Source organism: Flavobacterium ginsenosidimutans, assembly GCF_037478105.1.
Classification (GTDB): Bacteria; Bacteroidota; Bacteroidia; order Flavobacteriales; family Flavobacteriaceae; genus Flavobacterium; species Flavobacterium ginsenosidimutans.
On record NZ_CP147988.1, the window covers coordinates 5,017,583 to 5,034,188 of the forward strand.

Here is a 16,606-nt window from a genome sequence, read left to right on the forward strand (position 1 = left end):
TTTTTTGATATTTTAAGTAATTATAACCAGAAGGCGGTTGTTTATGCAATCGCCTTTTTATATGATTAAAGTTACGGAGAAATAATTAATTTTTAAACTCATTCAAAGATTTCTCGATAATCTCAAGACATTCTTGAATTTGCTCTTCAGTCATTACCAAAGGCGGTGCCAATCTGATTTTATTTCCGTGAGTTGGTTTTGCCAATAATCCGTTGTCTCTAAATTTCAGGCAAATTTCCCAAGCTAAATCAGAATCTTCATCTGTATTGATTACAATTGCGTTCAATAAACCTTTTCCGCGAACTAAAGTGATTAGATCATTTTTAGCCGCAATATCGTTTAATCCTTTTCTTAAAATTACTCCAAGACGTTCTGCGTTTTCAGCCAATTTTTCGTCTTTAATAACATCAAGAGCTGCAATCGCAACAGCTGCCGCAACAGGATTTCCTCCAAAAGTAGATCCGTGTTGTCCAGGTTTAATTACGTTCATGATTTCATCATTACATAAAACCGCAGAAACTGGATAAACACCACCAGAAATTGCTTTTCCTAAAATCAGAACATCTGGCTGTACATTTTCGTGATGAACGGCTAATAATTTCCCTGTACGGGCAATTCCTGTTTGAACCTCATCGGCAATAAAAAGTACATTGTGCTTTTCGCAAAGCGCTTTCGCTTTCGCTAAATAACCTTCAGAAGGAACATATACTCCCGCTTCGCCTTGAATTGGTTCAACCAAAAATCCAGCGATATTTTTTGATGAATTTAAAGCATTTTCTAAAGCCTCTAAATTGTCATATTCAATTTTAATGAAACCATCTGTAAAAGGTCCGAAGTTTTTGCGTGCCGTTTCATCATTTGAAAATGAAATGATTGTAGTAGTTCTTCCGTGAAAATTATTTTCGCAAACAATAATCTGCGCCTGATTTTCTGGAATTCCTTTTACTTCATAAGCCCATTTTCTAGAAATTTTCAAAGCTGTTTCTACCGCTTCAGCACCAGTATTCATTGGAAGAACTTTATCAAAACCAAAATATTTGGTTACGTATTCTTCGTAGTTTCCTAATTTATCATTGTAAAAAGCGCGAGAAGTCAAAGTCAGTTTTTGAGCCTGTTCTACCATTGCATTTACAATTTTCGGATGACAGTGCCCTTGATTTACTGCAGAATAAGCAGATAAAAAGTCGTAATATTTCTTTCCATCAACATCCCAAACATATACTCCTTCTCCTCGTTCTAAAACAACAGGAAGCGGATGATAATTATGAGCTCCATATTTATTCTCTTTTTCAATCAAAACTTCTGATTTTGACGAAAGTGTTTTTTCTGTACTTATCATAATATGCTTTTTATTTCCACAAAAATATTAAAATTAAACAAATAACAATTCAAAAAATAAAGTTTTGACTTAAAAATAACAAAATAAAAGTCAAAACTTAAATTTTAAATCCATAAAAAAGGCATTTTTATTTTTTTGAGAATTTTAAATTCATGTCTGTTTTTTAAAAAAAAGAATTACTTTTATAAATCGCAAAAAACTCAATTTTAAACGATTTTACTGAATGGAATTATTAGACGAATTTGATATTAGCATCCTTAAAGAATTAGAAAAAGACGGAAGAATGGCTTTTTCTGCAATTGCCGCTAATCTGAAAATATCAAATACGATGGTACATCAGCGTATTAACAGAATGATTGAACAAGGTGTAATTGGCGGGATAAAACCTATTATTCAAGAAAAGAATATTGGTTACGATTGGGCTTCTTTTACTGGAATTACATTAAACAAAGATTCTGATTCTGATCGTATTATTGAAGCGCTTAAAGAAATTCCGGAAATCACAGAATGTTATTATGTGACGGGTTCTTTTACGCTTTACATCAAAATAATAGCTAAAAATCACGAACATATGCGCCGCATTCTTTATGAAAAAATTGATGGAATACCAGGAATTGCAAAGACTGATTCGATTGTAGAATTAGGCTGTGCTTTTAAAAGAAATATATCTTTATAAAAATATATTTTATGTATAAATATTCGTTACAAACCTCACAAGAATTTACTTGTGAGGTTTTTTTGTAACATAATATTTCTGATATTTGTTAAAAATTGAAGAAATCATGAAAAACTCCATAATCATTTTATTCAGTGCAATCTTATTTTCTAACCTTATGAGCGCGCAATTAAAACCTGTAAAATACACTGAAGGAAGCCAGCAACTGAATGGCTTATTTGTAAAATCTGCTAAAAAAAGCAGTAACAATCCTGGAATCTTACTTTTACCCGCGTGGCTAGGAATTGACAATGCATCAAAAGGAATTGCAGAAGAATTATCTAAACTTGGCTATCACGTTTTTATCGCTGATATCTACGGCGAAGGAAATTATCCAAAAAATACTGGCGAAGCAGGAAAACAAGCTGGTTTTTATAAAACAAATTACGAAGCTTACCAAAAACGTATTGACGCTGCTTTGAAAGAATTGGTAAAAGCAGGAGCTAATGCAGATAACATTGTCGCTATCGGATATTGTTTTGGGGGAACTGGAGTTTTGGAAGCTGCCCGCGGACATTTGAATGTAAAGGGAATAGCTTCATTTCATGGTGGTTTAGGAAAAGATGCCAGCAGAAAAACAGAAACAATCAATACAAAAGTTTTAATCTGTCATGGTGCTGATGATCCGTTTGTACCAAAAGATGAAATCGCATCATTTCAACAAGAAATGCGTGATTCTAAAGCAGATTGGCAAATGATTTATTATGCAAATTCTGTTCACTCTTTTACAAATCCTGAAGCAGGAAACGATAATTCTAAAGGTGCTGCGTATAATGCTGTTGCTGCAAAAAGATCTTTTAACCATTTACAGCTTTTCTTAAATGAAGTCCTGAAGAAATAATACCACATAACTCAACCCTACCAAAAACAAATTAATTAAACCAACTGAATGTCACATAATAAAATTAGAGAGGATAAAACTTGTTTAAACTGCAGACATGTTGTAGAACAAAAATTCTGTCCAAATTGTGGACAAGAAAACAGTGATAGTCGAAAGACTTTTCACCATTTATTTATTCATTTCTTTGAAGATTTGACGCATTATGAAAATGCTTTTTGGAAAACAATAAAAAATCTGCTGTTCAAGCCTTCAACCCTTACTAAAGAATACCTTTCTGGAAAACGTTTATCTTATCTTGCGCCCGTTCGACTTTACATTTTCATCAGTTTTGTTACTTTTTTATTAATTTCAATGTTTCCAAATAATGTAAACGAACAAATTGATAAAAGTGAAGAAGCACTGAACAAAGAAATTTCTAAAGCTACCGATAGTATAAGTAAAAAAGAAGACAAAAGGTACTTTCATTTTAAAACGATAAAAGAACTTGATTCAATTCAAAAGTATGGGAAAGAAAGCGAGAAGTTGAATGCTTCTTCTTATTGGATTTCTGAAAAAGCAATACACGTAACGGAAAAATACACCAAAAAAGAGATTTACGAAAAATTCGTTGAATCGTTTTTTCACAATCTCCCTAAAATTCTCTTTATAATCATGCCGTTTTTTGCTTTTTTCTTATGGATTTTTCATAACAAAAAAAGATGGTATTATTTTGATCACGGAATTTTTACTCTCCACTATTTCTCTTTCCTTCTACTGATTTTCCTCATCATGTTTATCATTGAAAGAGTTATTGGTCTTTTTGGAGAAGATAGCCCGCTGTCTTTTATATCATCAATTACAACATTTGCAGGAACCATTTGGATGTGCTATTATTTTTATCCAGCACACCACCGTTTTTATGGCGAGTCAAGAATAGTCTCTTTTGCGAAAAGCTTCTTATTATTTATAATAAACTCTCTTTTTATTCTATTTTTACTGACCTTTTACGTTCTTTACACATTTATTAATTTACACTAACTATAGGAATGAAAAAATTACTCCTTTTATTATTAGTTGTCTCTGCGTATTCTTGTAAAACTGCGCAATCAACTGCATCCAAAGACAATTCTGATCCGTCAAAATACGTTAAAGCTATCAGCGAAAAAGATCTTAAGAAGATGCTTTACACTGTTGCTTCTGACGAAATGGAAGGCCGCGAAACTGGTTCAGCAGGACAGAAAAAAGCAGGTCTTTACATGATCGAACAATACAAAAAAAGCGGAATTTCTTTTCCAAAAGGAGCTTCAGACTTCTACCAGCCAGTTCCTGCTGCATTTATGAATTCAAGACGTAATCAAAACCTTCCAGATTCTGAAAATATCTGGGCTTATATTGAAGGTTCAGAAAAACCAAATGAAGTTTTGGTAATTTCTGCACATTACGATCACGTTGGAATTAAAGATGGTGAAGTTTACAATGGTGCTGATGATGATGGTTCTGGAACTGTAGCGGTTATTGAAATGGCTAAAGCTTTTGCTAAAGCTAAAAAAGAGGGGCACGGACCAAAACGTTCTATTTTGTTTCTTCATGTAACTGGTGAAGAGCATGGCTTACACGGATCGCGTTATTATTCTGAAAATCCATTATTCCCAATCGCGAATACAATTGCCGACATCAACATCGACATGATCGGACGTCGCGATGTTGAGCATTCAAACACAAACAACTACGTTTATGTAATTGGTGCTGACAGATTATCTTCTGATTTACACAATGCGGTTGTAGCCCAAAACGAAAAATACATCAAAATGGACTTAGATTTTAAATTTAATGATCCAAAAGATCCAAACCATTTCTACGAGCGTTCTGACCACTATAATTTCGCTAAAAACGGTATTCCAGCAGTTTTCTTCTTTAACGGAGTTCATGAAGATTATCACGGAAAGGGTGACGAACCTCAAAAAATTGAATACGATGCTTTAACTAAAAGAACAAAACTGGCTTTTGTTGTAGCTTGGGATTTAGCTAATAGAGAGAATAGACCGGTAGTTGATAAAAAATAATTTTTTAAGATACTAAGGTTCTAAGATGCTAAGATTCTAAGTTTTCTTTTAGGGAACGATAATAAAAAAAGGATGAGTAAAACTCATCCTTTTTTTATTATCTTGATTTACTAATTTACTCAAAGCTAAAAACCTTAGAATCTTAGCATCTTAGAACCTTAGCAACTTAAAATCAGTCATTCATCGAAATCAAAAACTCTTCGTTATTCTTTGTTTTCTTGAAACGGTCGTTTACGAAGTCCATAGATTCTACTGGGTTCATATCTGATAGATATTTACGCATGATCCACATTCTTTGCAAAGTTTTTTCGTCTAATAATAAGTCATCACGACGTGTACTAGATGATGTAAGATCGATTGCAGGGAAAATACGTTTATTAGCTATCTTACGATCTAATTGTAATTCCATGTTACCTGTTCCTTTAAATTCTTCGAAGATAACTTCGTCCATTTTAGAACCAGTTTCTGTTAATGCAGTTGCGATAATACTTAAAGAACCACCGTTTTCTACATTTCTAGCCGCTCCAAAGAAACGTTTAGGTTTTTGTAATGCATTTGCATCAACACCTCCACTTAATACTTTTCCAGATGCTGGTTGAACCGTGTTATAAGCTCTTGCTAAACGCGTAATAGAGTCTAACAAAATCACAACATCGTGACCGCATTCTACTAAACGTTTTGCTTTTTCCAATACGATGTTAGCGATTTTTACGTGTTCTTGTGGTTCTCTATCAAAAGTAGAAGCAATAACTTCACCACGAACACTTCTTTGCATATCTGTAACCTCCTCAGGACGTTCGTCAATAAGAAGAACAATCAAATAAACTTCTGGATGGTTGGCTGCAATTGCATTTGCAATATCTTTAAGAAGCATTGTTTTACCAGTTTTAGGCTGCGCAACGATCATACCACGCTGACCTTTACCTATTGGTGAAAACAAATCTATAATTCTTGTTGAAATAGAACTGCCTTTTTCGGCAAGTTTGAATTTTTCAGAAGGAAAAACTGGAGTCAAGTGTTCGAAAGAAACTCTATCGCGAACAACTTGCGGATCATGTCCATTGATTTTTAAAACACGAACCAATGGGAAAAACTTCTCACCTTCTTTTGGAGGGCGAACCACTCCTTTTACAGTATCTCCGGTTTTTAAACCAAATAATCTGATTTGTGAAGTTGATAAATAAATATCATCTGGAGAAGCTAAATAATTATAATCTGATGAACGTAAAAATCCGTAACCGTCCGGCATCATTTCTAAAACACCTTCACTTTCAATAATTCCGTCAAATTCAAAGTCTGAATCTCTAAAGTTATTGTTATTCTTTTTATTCTTGTGATTTGGGTTTTGATTATTGTGATTTCCGTTTCCATTGCCATTCCCGCTCTGATTTTGGTTCTGATTCGGGTTTTGATTTTGGTTCTGGCTTTTATTCTGATTCGGATTGATCTTTTTTGCAGGAGCAGATTGTGGAGTTTTTTCAGCTGTTTCGGCTGTTGCTTCAGAAACAATTGATTCTGATGGAGTTAATTCTGACGGAATTGATTCTGTAACTTCTTCAGCAGTAATTTCTTTTACAGCTTCTTTTTCCTTTTTAAGAGCTACTTTCTTCTCGTATGCCGATTTACTAAATTTTACAACTTTAGGCTCTTTTTTTGCTGCTGGTGCTTTGTTTTCCTGTGCTTCTACAGTCGCCACTTCTGCAATTGGCTGTGCTGTTTCAGCTATATCGTTACTTTGAACAGTTTCCTCTACTTTATCAAATTCTAAAACAGGTGTATTTTTGGTATTTGCTGCTTTTGTTTTTGCCGGTGCAATTCTAGCGCGTTTCGGTTTTTCATCTTTAACTTCAGAAACTGCTTCTGTTTGAGGAGCTTCAGCAGGCGCAAGAGTATTTTCTTGGTGTGCTAAAATCTGACTAATTAAAGTCTCTTTTTTGACACCATTAATCTTTATTGTTTTAGCTAACTTAGCTATTTCTTGAAGCTCAGCAAGCTTCATTTCTTTTAATGCAGAAATATCAAACATGAATGTTCTATGAATTTAATTATTTTAAGGAATACTGTAAAAAGAATAGGTAGATAATTAATTTGAATTGACCGCAGTATGAAGTGCTTACGGTATTATGATGCAATAATACGAATAAAATTTTATCATACAATAGTATTTTAAAAAAAGAAAATATATTTTTGTAAAACATTTTTAGACCATGATACAAAGAATTCAGACTGTATATTTATTTCTAGCTTTTGCTGCAACTGGCATTTTAATGCTTTTTGTTCCGCTTTGGACAACAAGTGCAGGAAAGCCGTTCTTTTTTATGCAGGATCAGCTTTATACTGTTTTATTAGGTTTAACAACTATGCTTAGCATTATCAGTATAATTTCATTTAAAAAGAGACAAAATCAGTTTGTGTTAAACAGACTTAATATAATATTAAATTTAATTTTATTAGGATTATTTGTATATCGATCACTAAATTTATCTGGAGGGACTGAGGTCTCTGAGAAAGGTATTGGGATGTTCATGCCAATTGTTGCTATCGTGTTATTAGTTTTAGCTAATAAGGCCATCAAAAAGGATGAAGATCTTGTAAAATCTGTTGATCGTTTGAGGTAAACCTATAAACTTAGTTTATTTGTGCGAAGAAGAACCCGAATTTTGATTCGGGTTTTTTTTTGCCCTATTCTAGTATAAATCAGACCTAAAGAGCCTATTAAAATGTGATTTGCATGATAAATTTGTATTTTTCAAATTCAAATAATCATGATACCAAAAATAAGGATTCATCTTGCAGATGATCATCAGGTTTTAATTGATGGCCTTTCCAACTTATTAAAAACAGTTCCAAACTTTGAAGTGGCAGGCAGCTCACTTGACGGAACCACTGTATATAATGATGTTTTAATGGATAATGCTGATGTTTTAATTCTTGATATCAGTATGCCTAAAAAAGATGGAATTGAGACTTTAAAAGAATTCAAAACAAATCAATCTCCTTGCAAAGTCATTATTTTATCGAGTTATGATGATTTGAAGATTATTAAAGAAGTCATGAAATTAGGCGCAAAAGGTTACTTAACAAAAAACTGCGCAGGAGAAAATATTATCGAAGCTGTTGAAGCCGTTTATCAAGGACAGGAATATTTTAGTGATGCAGTGCGAGAAAAGATATTTAACACCTTTAAAGACAATCCGAAATTAAACCAAAATGCCGTTATAGAAAATCCGATTTTAAGTCCGCGTGAAATTGAAATCATAACTTTAATTGCTTTAGAATACAGCGGAAAAGAAATCAGTGAAAAACTTTTTATTAGCTCGCATACTGTTGAAACCCATCGCAAAAACATTATGAAAAAACTAAATATTAAAAGTACAATTGGCTTAGTAAAATACTCCCTTAAAAACAATTTGATTAATTCTTAAAAATTGCTTTTATGTTTGGTTTTAAATTCTTTATCTCTCTGCTATTACTTTTTGCTGTTGAAGGAACTGTCATTGCTAAATCAAAAGATAGCATAAACACCAAAGCTCTTCAAACACAAATTGGCAGCAAAACAACACTTAATCAAGTAAGTAAATCAGATCAGTTACGAAATAAAAAAATCGTCAGTTTATCTATTATACTTGTCGTAATCATTTTTCTTTTATTTTACTTTTTGTACCAAAACAATAAGCTAAAACAGAAAATAAAACGAAAAGATACCAAGCAGAAAATTCTTCTCAACATTATTAATTCTAGCATCGATTCTCAAGAAGTCGAGCGTAAAAAGATCGCCTCTTTTCTGCACGACAATATCAATTCATTGTTGTCTTCTGCTGGATTGCATTTAAATACTTTTACAGCACAACATGATATCAAATCCAACGAGATTGAGAAAGCAAGAGTTATTTTATCAGAAGTTCATGAGCTTTTACGAGATATGTCTCACGATCTTGTTCCATCGCTTTTGGTTCGTTTTGGATTGATTTATGCCTTAGAAGATTTGTGCGAGAAAAACTCTAATTCTGCTATTGAATTTGAATTTTCAAGCTCGATTCCAACTAGCAGAAGATATGTTGAGAAATTTGAAATGAAAATCTATTTCATTGTCAGTGAATTATTCAGCAATATCATAAAACACAGTAGTGCTAAAAAAGCAAAACTCACTCTAACTGAAAAAGACAATCAACTGATTTTGCACATTCATGATGACGGAATTGGCTTTAAAACTAGAAAATTAAAAGACGTAGAGGGTTTTGGTTTAAACCGAATTAGAGCTCGAGTAAAAAAATACAAAGGCTCTTTATCTATTGTTTCAAAAGAAAACGAGGGAACTAAAATAAAAATTCAAATTCCTTTGCCACATTAATTACTTCTCTCCTATTTCGATAATTTCCAGATCTTTGATTTTGTCATCATCAATTACAAATCGAAGCATAGTTCTTACTTTATGAAAACCACTTTTTCCTGCCGCGCCGGGATTCATGTGCAGTAAATTATTCTTTTTATCAAACATGACTTTCAAGATATGAGAATGTCCACAAATAAATAATTTTGGTGGATTCAGAGCCAATTCTTCCCTAACATTCTGATTGTATTTTCCTGGATAACCTCCAATATGCGTAATCCAAACCGACACGTTTTCACACGAAAAACGATTGTTTAACGGGAATTCTAATCTTGCTTTTGCATCATCAATATTTCCGTAAACTGCTCTTAAAGGTTTTAGTTTTTTAATGGTATCAGTAACCGTCAAATCTCCAATATCTCCGGCATGCCAGACTTCATCTGCCTGAGCAACATATTTTAAAATTGTATCATCAATATGGCTGTGAGTATCTGAGAGAAGGAGAATTTTAGTCAATTTTTTTGAGGTTCAAAGGTTCAAAGGTTCATAGTAACAAAGGTACAAAGGTTTTTTTTAAAAGACGCTAAGATTCTGAGTTGCTAAGATTCTGAGTTTTTCTAGCGTAATGATATACTTCCTCAAACAAAAAAATCCGATTTACTTTCGCAAATCGGATTTCTATTATAGTATTAAATAATTATTGTTTTTTAGGATTTTTACCTTCTTTTAAATCTTTGGTATCCATCATTTCCATTAATTTCAATCCTAACAAACCACTGATTGAACCGTCAGATCCGCCGTTTCCTGAAATCAACACATCTGGAATTACTTTTATGTTTCCTTTACCAATTTCTTCGGTTACTTTATAACGGGTAAAGTTATCTCCGCCCATCGCACTAACTTGTAATTGATAAGCTTCAGCAGTTGATTTACCAATTGCCATAATTTTCTCCGCTTCAGCCAAACCTGTTTTTGAGATTTTTTCAGCTTCTGCGCTCGCATTCAGTCTTGTTGCTTCCGCTTGTGCTCCTGCTCTAGCTTTTGTCGCTTCTGCTTCTGCATTTGCACGCATTTTTGTTGCTTCTGCTTCTGCATTTACATTCAATTTTAAACTTGTCGCATCTCCTTCAGCTTTCTTTACAGTTGCATCTGCAGTTCTTTGTGCGATTTCAACACTTTGCGAAGCACGAACAATTTCTTTCTGCATATCTGCAATTGCAGTTTCTTTTTCCATACCCTGACGCTGTTCTTGCGCCATTCTTTGCGTTTGATACGTTTTTTGCTCTTCTTCTGCCAATTTTCTGTCTGTCAACGTTTTCATCAGCGAATCTGGTGGCACAATATCTCCAATCAAAGTATCAACTGCGTTTACGTTATATTCATCAAGAACTAATTTAATATGGTTTTTAGCCGATTCTTGACGTTCTTTTCTTGTTGTTAAGAACGAAATTACATCGCTGTCTTGAGCTGAGTTTCTGAAATAGTTACCAATTGTCGGTTCTAAAACTTGAGAAACCAAATTATTCATACTTCCAAAACGAGCAATTACTTTTGGCGCTTCGGCAGCTGGAACGTGAATGATTTGCGCCACATCTAAATTAAATGGGAAACCATCTTTTGAACGTACTGTTATCGTAGATAAATTTTTATCCAAATCATGCGACTCGCTTCTTGCATTAGCCCAGTTTAAAACCAAATTTGTTGTTGGAACAGGTTCTAACTTCGTTGTATATTTATTCAAAGCATATTTTCCTGGTCCAAAAGGCTCCATCCAAACACCTCGCTGTCCTTTTGAAACAATATTTCCGTGTTTGAAAGTATCTCCTGTAACATCCTGACCATCTTCTCCAATGTATGAAATCACAACTCCAACATAACCAATTGGCACATCTGTCATTGGATTTTGTTCTATCAAGATTCCCCAAGTATTAATGTAGTAAGAACCTGCTAGCATAACCTGAGGCTGTAAACCACGATTTCCGCCATGCTCTAAAAACTTATCGAAGTCCTGAAAATTATTGTGATCATCAACAAATTTTCCTGCAATCTGACCTTGCGGAATTGGTTCTCCATCAAGCGCAGTTACAATACCAATCATGTTTTCATAAATCTTGATCTGATCTGCAATAACAATTTCAAACAAGAACGTATTAATACGATATGATCCCGTCGTAATAAATGCAGTCTGACGACCTTTTTGTCCGCCATTGTTCAAGAAAGAGGTAGCATCTTGAAAATTGTCACATTCTACTTTTCTTGCTAAGATTCGTCCAGTTGGAATTTCCTTTCCGTCTTTACTTAAAACCAATCCGATTTTACCTTCGGGAATAATGGTAAAGCCTGTCATATCGATTGAATATTGCCAAATCCACATTCCCCAATACAACCCTGGCGCAAGCGTAGCCGCCTGATAACCAGCTTCGCCTTTTGTAGCTATGATACGCCCATCAGGCAATGATCTGTCTGCGCCAAACAGAACAAATTTCTTGGTCACTAAACCAATTTTGTCTTCAGGAACCATAACCATTCCGAAGAAAACACGCAAAATAAATTTGTAAAAAATGATAGCGAATAAGATTAAAATTATCCACCAATAAGAAGTAATTTCATTCATAGTTTTTGATATTTAGTTGTACAAACATAGGAGAAATACGAACTGTTAAAATGAAAAATTTTAAAAATTAACATTTGGAATTTTCTGACCAAAAATGTTAAAAAATGATTCCGAATATATCGTTGGAATTGTCAATTTCTGACATGATTTTTAGCTGAACAAACTATGATTTGCATTTTGGGTTTTAATGGATTTTAACAAAGTTTCTGAGACGCTAACATACTAAGGAACTAAGTTTTTGTTTTTAGATTTTATTGAAATGGATGTTTATTGATTTAAAAATATACCGAAAATATTATACCTATATATTAAGTACAATTTTTTCCAATCTCATGTTAGACGCACTACAGTGCGTCTCTACAGATATGCAGAACGCAAAAACCATTACAATTCTGAACCTTTGTAACTTTGTTACTAAAAGAAAACTTAGAACCTTAGCATCTTAGCATCTTAGAAGCTTTTTTTCATACCTTTGCCCCTCAGAACCTCTGTCCCTTAAAATGAGATATTTTATTCAATTCGCTTATAACGGAACACATTATCATGGCTGGCAAATACAGCCAAATGCTTCTTCAGTTCAAGAAACTTTAAATAAGGCTTTTTCGGTTTTATTAAATGAAACTATCAGTATTATGGGTGCTGGAAGAACAGATACTGGTGTTCATGCGAGCGAAATGTACGGTCATTTTGACACAGAAAAGACCTTAGACATTCCGGTTTTAGTTCATAAACTGAATTCTTATTTACCAAAAGATATTGCGATTTTTGATGTCATTTTAGTTCATGATGATGCGCATTGTAGATTTGACGCAACAAAGCGAACTTACGAATATCATATCAATACAGTAAAAAATCCGTTTTTACAGGAATTGAGCTGGTATGTTACGCAAAAATTGGATGTGAGTTTAATGAACGAAGCTGCGCAATTACTATTGAAACATACCGATTTTCAATGTTTTTCAAAAGTTAATACTGATGTAAACACATTTGATTGCACGATTTTTGAGGCATACTGGAAACAAGAAAATGGAAAACTGATTTTTACCATTTCGGCAAATCGGTTTTTAAGGAATATGGTTCGGGCGATTGTAGGCACTTTGATCAATATTGGTTTAAAGAAAATTTCTTTAATTGATTTTGAAAACATCATTGCCAGCAAAAGCAGAGAAAAAGCAGGGTTTTCGGTTCCTGCACATGGTTTATATTTAACCAAAATAGATTACGATTATTTATAAAGCTTTAAGCTTTAGGCAATAGGCTTTAGGCTTATTTCTTACAGCTTACTGCTAATAGCTTATGGCCTAAAGCCTAAAGCTTAAAGCTTGAAAAAACAAATGAAAGCAAAAGCATTCGATACAGGATTATTCAAAAGAATATTAAAATATACGCGTCCTTATAAATGGCGTTATTATGGCGTAATCATATTTGCCATTTCGCTATCTATCTTCGCAGCACTTCGTCCTTATTTACTTAAAGAAACGGTCGATGGTTACATCAAAACTCATGATAAGATGGGATTACTGATGTATATCATTTTGATGGGAGCAGTTTTATTGATGGAGGTTTTTTCTCAATTCTACTTTGTTTATTGGGCAAACTGGCTCGGACAAGATATTGTAAAAGATATTCGAACCAAACTTTTTCAGCACATTTTGAGTTTCAGAATGAAGTATTTTGATTTGGTTCCCGTTGGTCAATTGGTTACGAGAGCCGTTTCAGATATTGAATCGATTGCACGTATTTTCAGTCAAGGTTTATTTATGATTATAAGCGATTTGATGAAAATGGTTGTGGTACTACTTTTTATGTTTTACATGAACTGGAAACTGACTTGGATTGTCGTGATTGCGATGCCGATTTTGGTTTACATTACAAGAATTTTCCAGCGTAAAATGCAGGTCGCTTTTGAAGAAGTAAGAACTCAAATTGCCAATATGAACTCGTTTGTTCAGGAACGTGTAACGGGTATGAAAATCGTACAGCTTTTTAACCGTGAAAAAATCGAAGCCGAAAACTTTAAAGAAATCAATAACAAACATAGAGTAGCTTGGATTAAGACGATTTTGTACAACTCGATCTTTTTCCCGATTGCAGATATTATTTCATCCATAACTTTAGGTTTGGTTGTTGTTTATGGTGGTTTCAGAATTTTAAACGGAGATCATTTTACGACTTTCGGAGATTTATTTTCATACACCATGTTTATCGGAATGCTTTTTAATCCGTTAAGACAAATTGCGGATAAATTTAACGAGATGCAATTAGGAATGATCGCTGCCAATCGTGTCTTTGATATTATTGACACACAAGATCATATTCAAGATACAGGAACAATTGAAGCGCCAGTTTTTAATGGAAGAATTGATTTTAAAGACGTTCGTTTCAGCTACATTCCAGAAGAAGAAGTTATAAAAGGAATTGATTTATCGGTTTCAGCTGGGCAAACTATTGCCATTGTAGGTTCTACGGGTGCTGGAAAATCTACCATTATTAATTTATTGAATCGTTTTTACGAAATCAATAGCGGAACAATCTGTATTGATGGAGAAAATATCGAAAACTATACTTTGGCTTCTTTAAGAAAACAGATTGCTGTTGTTTTGCAAGATGTGTTTTTGTTTGCCGATACGATTTATAATAATATCACTTTGCACAATCCAGAAATTACTCGAGATAAAGTAATTGATGCTGCAAAGAAAATTGGTGTTCATGATTTTATTATGAATCTGCCAGATAATTATGATTTTGATGTAAAAGAGCGAGGCGTCATGCTTTCTTCAGGACAGCGCCAGCTAATTGCTTTTTTACGTTCTTATGTGAGCAATCCAAGTATTTTGATTTTGGACGAAGCAACTTCTTCTATCGATACGTATTCTGAAGAAATGATTCAGCGTGCGACAGAAACTATTACAAAAGGAAGAACTTCGATTATTATTGCACATAGATTAGCAACAATTGTAAATGCAGATAAGATTGTGGTGATGGATAAGGGATTGATTGTTGAACAAGGAACGCATCAGGAATTATTGCTTAAAACTGATGGTTACTATAAAAATTTATATGACTCGCAATTCGCCGTGGCGAACTAAGTCATAATGGTACTTCTTGAAATTTAGATTAAAAAAAATAAAATCTCAACGCGCTTTCGTAATTTACGTTATCGCTTCTATTCTTATTACGGTTTCTTCTGTATACATATTAAGTAATTTAATTACTGATCTTACAGAAAAAGCAAATGAAGATCTAGCACAACGTAATTTTATTAAAAAGCACGAATTCCTGTCTCAAGAATTTTCAAAACTTCTGGAACAGGAAAATAGAATTAAACATGTTTTAAAAATTAGTAAGCCAGAAAATCTTGCTTCTAACTTACAAGTTTTATCTTCAGTTCAAGGCACCAATTTATTAGTCGATAACAATTGGTTTCAGATTAATGACGGGGAAGTTCAGTTTGGAATTGACTCTATTTCGGATGTCATGAAAAAAGAGGCAAAAGATTTTATTCTTCAAAATAAAAATAAAGACCATATCAAAACAGTTATTTCGCAGGGAAAAGAACAGATTTGGAGAATTTATTTCAAACTCGCTTCAAAAAATTTAACCGTGCGTTATGGTTACGATATCAATTTAAAGAAACTTCACGATTATATTTCTACCGCCGACAAAACAACTGGTAATTATGCTTTTGTTTTTGATCAATCTGGAAGATGTGTTTATCATCCGGAATCTGATCTTATTGGAAAAAACGTTTACAAGTTTTCTTCTACACAACCTTTTGATACTATATTCAGCAAAAAGAAGGATTATGTAAAAACAGTGACAATGTCTGAATTTTTGAAAATGGATGTTATTCGTTTTACAAAAAAAATAGATATACAAAATCTGTCGTGGTATATATGTGTAGATTTTCCAAAAATATTTGTTGATGAAAATGTAACGTTAATTAAGAAATATTCAACTTGGATTTATTCGATTACAACTGTAATGTTGTTGTTGATTTTCTATTTATTCTCTTATGTAAACAGACGTGCATATCGCGAAAAAGGAATTGCGATTAAAGAAAAAAACCGACTTTTAGTTGAGAACGAAAAAATTGTAAAAGAAAAAGCACTTATTCAGCTTCAGCATTTAAAAGAGCAGATTAATCCGCACTTTTTATTTAATTCGTTGAACTCGCTTTATATGTTGGTTGGAAGCGATGTAAAAACGGCGCAGAAATTCACACTAAACTTATCTCGAATTTATCGCTATTTAATTGATCCGCCAGAAAAGAACATTGTTCCTTTAAAGGATGAACTTTTATTTATCGAAAAATATATCTTTTTACAGCAGACCCGTTTTAAGGAAGAATTATTCTTCTCTATAGAAATCGAAAACCAAACAGCTTTAAACAAACACATCCCCTATCTAGCCTTTCAGATTGCGGTAGAAAATGCTATTAAGCATAATGCGGCCACTCAAGAAAGTCCTTTAACTACAAAAATCCTGATTAAAGAAGATCAGGTAATCATTAGCAACAATCTTCAAAAGAAATTCACCGCTGAACCAAGTACTAAATTTGGGTTAAATTACCTGAAAAGTATTTACAATTATTATTCAAAAACCGATTTTAAAACATCAGAAAAAGACGGCGTTTTTATCTGTATTCTTCCATTAATATCCATTCACTCCTAAAAAAAAGCCACTCACTCCTTTTTGTTTTTTTGCTGAACTAAAATCGAATAG

14 protein-coding genes are annotated in these 16,606 nt (G+C 33.3%); 10 read left to right on the forward strand and 4 right to left on the reverse strand.

Annotated elements, in window-relative coordinates; all coding sequences use genetic code 11:
* Positions 1–85: 85 nt before the first annotated feature.
* Entirely contained in the window at positions 86–1,339 is a 1,254-nt protein-coding gene (gene rocD / locus V6624_RS21470; RefSeq protein ID WP_111285465.1) for an ornithine--oxo-acid transaminase, read from the reverse strand.
* Positions 1,340–1,562: 223 nt separating this feature from the next.
* Here rocD and V6624_RS21475 point away from each other — a divergent pair, with 223 nt between their 5' ends.
* The 4 genes from V6624_RS21475 (at position 1,563) to V6624_RS21490 (ending at position 4,937) form a co-directional block, all read left to right on the forward strand.
* Positions 1,563–2,015 (forward strand): Lrp/AsnC family transcriptional regulator, encoded by a 453-nt coding sequence (locus V6624_RS21475; protein WP_111285467.1) that lies wholly within the window; start codon positions 1,563–1,565, stop codon positions 2,013–2,015.
* 106 nt (positions 2,016–2,121) lie between these two features.
* Positions 2,122–2,895 (forward strand): dienelactone hydrolase family protein, encoded by a 774-nt coding sequence (locus V6624_RS21480; RefSeq protein WP_338840109.1) that lies wholly within the window; start codon positions 2,122–2,124, stop codon positions 2,893–2,895.
* 48 nt (positions 2,896–2,943) lie between these two features.
* Complete coding sequence (locus V6624_RS21485; protein WP_338840110.1) at positions 2,944–3,912, forward strand: DUF3667 domain-containing protein; 969 nt, start codon at positions 2,944–2,946, stop codon at positions 3,910–3,912.
* An 8-nt stretch (positions 3,913–3,920) separates the two neighbouring features.
* Positions 3,921–4,937, forward strand: coding sequence for a M28 family peptidase (locus V6624_RS21490; RefSeq protein WP_111285473.1), 1,017 nt, complete (start codon positions 3,921–3,923; stop codon positions 4,935–4,937).
* Positions 4,938–5,109: 172 nt separating this feature from the next.
* Here the strand turns inward: V6624_RS21490 and rho are convergent, their stop codons facing one another.
* On the reverse strand, positions 5,110–6,963 hold the full coding sequence (gene rho, locus V6624_RS21495; protein ID WP_338840111.1) for a transcription termination factor Rho: 1,854 nt from the start codon (positions 6,961–6,963) through the stop codon (positions 5,110–5,112).
* A gap of 181 nt (positions 6,964–7,144) precedes the next feature.
* On the opposite strand from rho, the gene V6624_RS21500 reads away from it, so the two are divergent.
* The 3 genes from V6624_RS21500 to V6624_RS21510 all read left to right on the forward strand — a co-directional run bounded on the left by V6624_RS21500 (position 7,145) and on the right by V6624_RS21510 (position 9,288).
* A complete protein-coding gene (locus V6624_RS21500) occupies positions 7,145–7,555 on the forward strand; it encodes a DUF4293 domain-containing protein (RefSeq protein WP_008468670.1) in 411 nt (136 codons plus the stop codon).
* A 147-nt stretch (positions 7,556–7,702) separates the two neighbouring features.
* On the forward strand, positions 7,703–8,362 hold the full coding sequence (locus tag V6624_RS21505) for a response regulator (RefSeq protein WP_111285477.1): 660 nt from the start codon (positions 7,703–7,705) through the stop codon (positions 8,360–8,362).
* 11 nt (positions 8,363–8,373) lie between these two features.
* The gene (locus V6624_RS21510) at positions 8,374–9,288 is read left to right on the forward strand and encodes a sensor histidine kinase (protein WP_338840113.1); all 915 of its coding nucleotides are present in this window, start codon (positions 8,374–8,376) and stop codon (positions 9,286–9,288) included.
* Here V6624_RS21510 and V6624_RS21515 read toward each other — a convergent pair whose 3' ends face one another.
* Both V6624_RS21515 and V6624_RS21520 read right to left on the reverse strand, forming a co-directional pair.
* Positions 9,289–9,783, reverse strand: a complete 495-nt coding sequence (locus V6624_RS21515; protein ID WP_338840114.1) for a metallophosphoesterase family protein — start codon at positions 9,781–9,783, stop codon at positions 9,289–9,291.
* Between the two features lie 181 nt (positions 9,784–9,964).
* Positions 9,965–11,881, reverse strand: a complete 1,917-nt coding sequence (locus tag V6624_RS21520) for an SPFH domain-containing protein (protein WP_338840115.1) — start codon at positions 11,879–11,881, stop codon at positions 9,965–9,967.
* A gap of 500 nt (positions 11,882–12,381) precedes the next feature.
* Here V6624_RS21520 and truA point away from each other — a divergent pair, with 500 nt between their 5' ends.
* The 3 genes from truA (at position 12,382) to V6624_RS21535 (ending at position 16,555) form a co-directional block, all read left to right on the forward strand.
* The gene (truA, locus tag V6624_RS21525; protein ID WP_338840116.1) at positions 12,382–13,116 is read left to right on the forward strand and encodes a tRNA pseudouridine(38-40) synthase TruA; all 735 of its coding nucleotides are present in this window, start codon (positions 12,382–12,384) and stop codon (positions 13,114–13,116) included.
* A gap of 99 nt (positions 13,117–13,215) precedes the next feature.
* On the forward strand, positions 13,216–14,970 hold the full coding sequence (locus V6624_RS21530; RefSeq protein ID WP_338840117.1) for an ABC transporter ATP-binding protein: 1,755 nt from the start codon (positions 13,216–13,218) through the stop codon (positions 14,968–14,970).
* A 16-nt stretch (positions 14,971–14,986) separates the two neighbouring features.
* The gene (locus tag V6624_RS21535; RefSeq protein WP_338840118.1) at positions 14,987–16,555 is read left to right on the forward strand and encodes a histidine kinase; all 1,569 of its coding nucleotides are present in this window, start codon (positions 14,987–14,989) and stop codon (positions 16,553–16,555) included.
* Positions 16,556–16,606 lie beyond the last annotated feature (51 nt).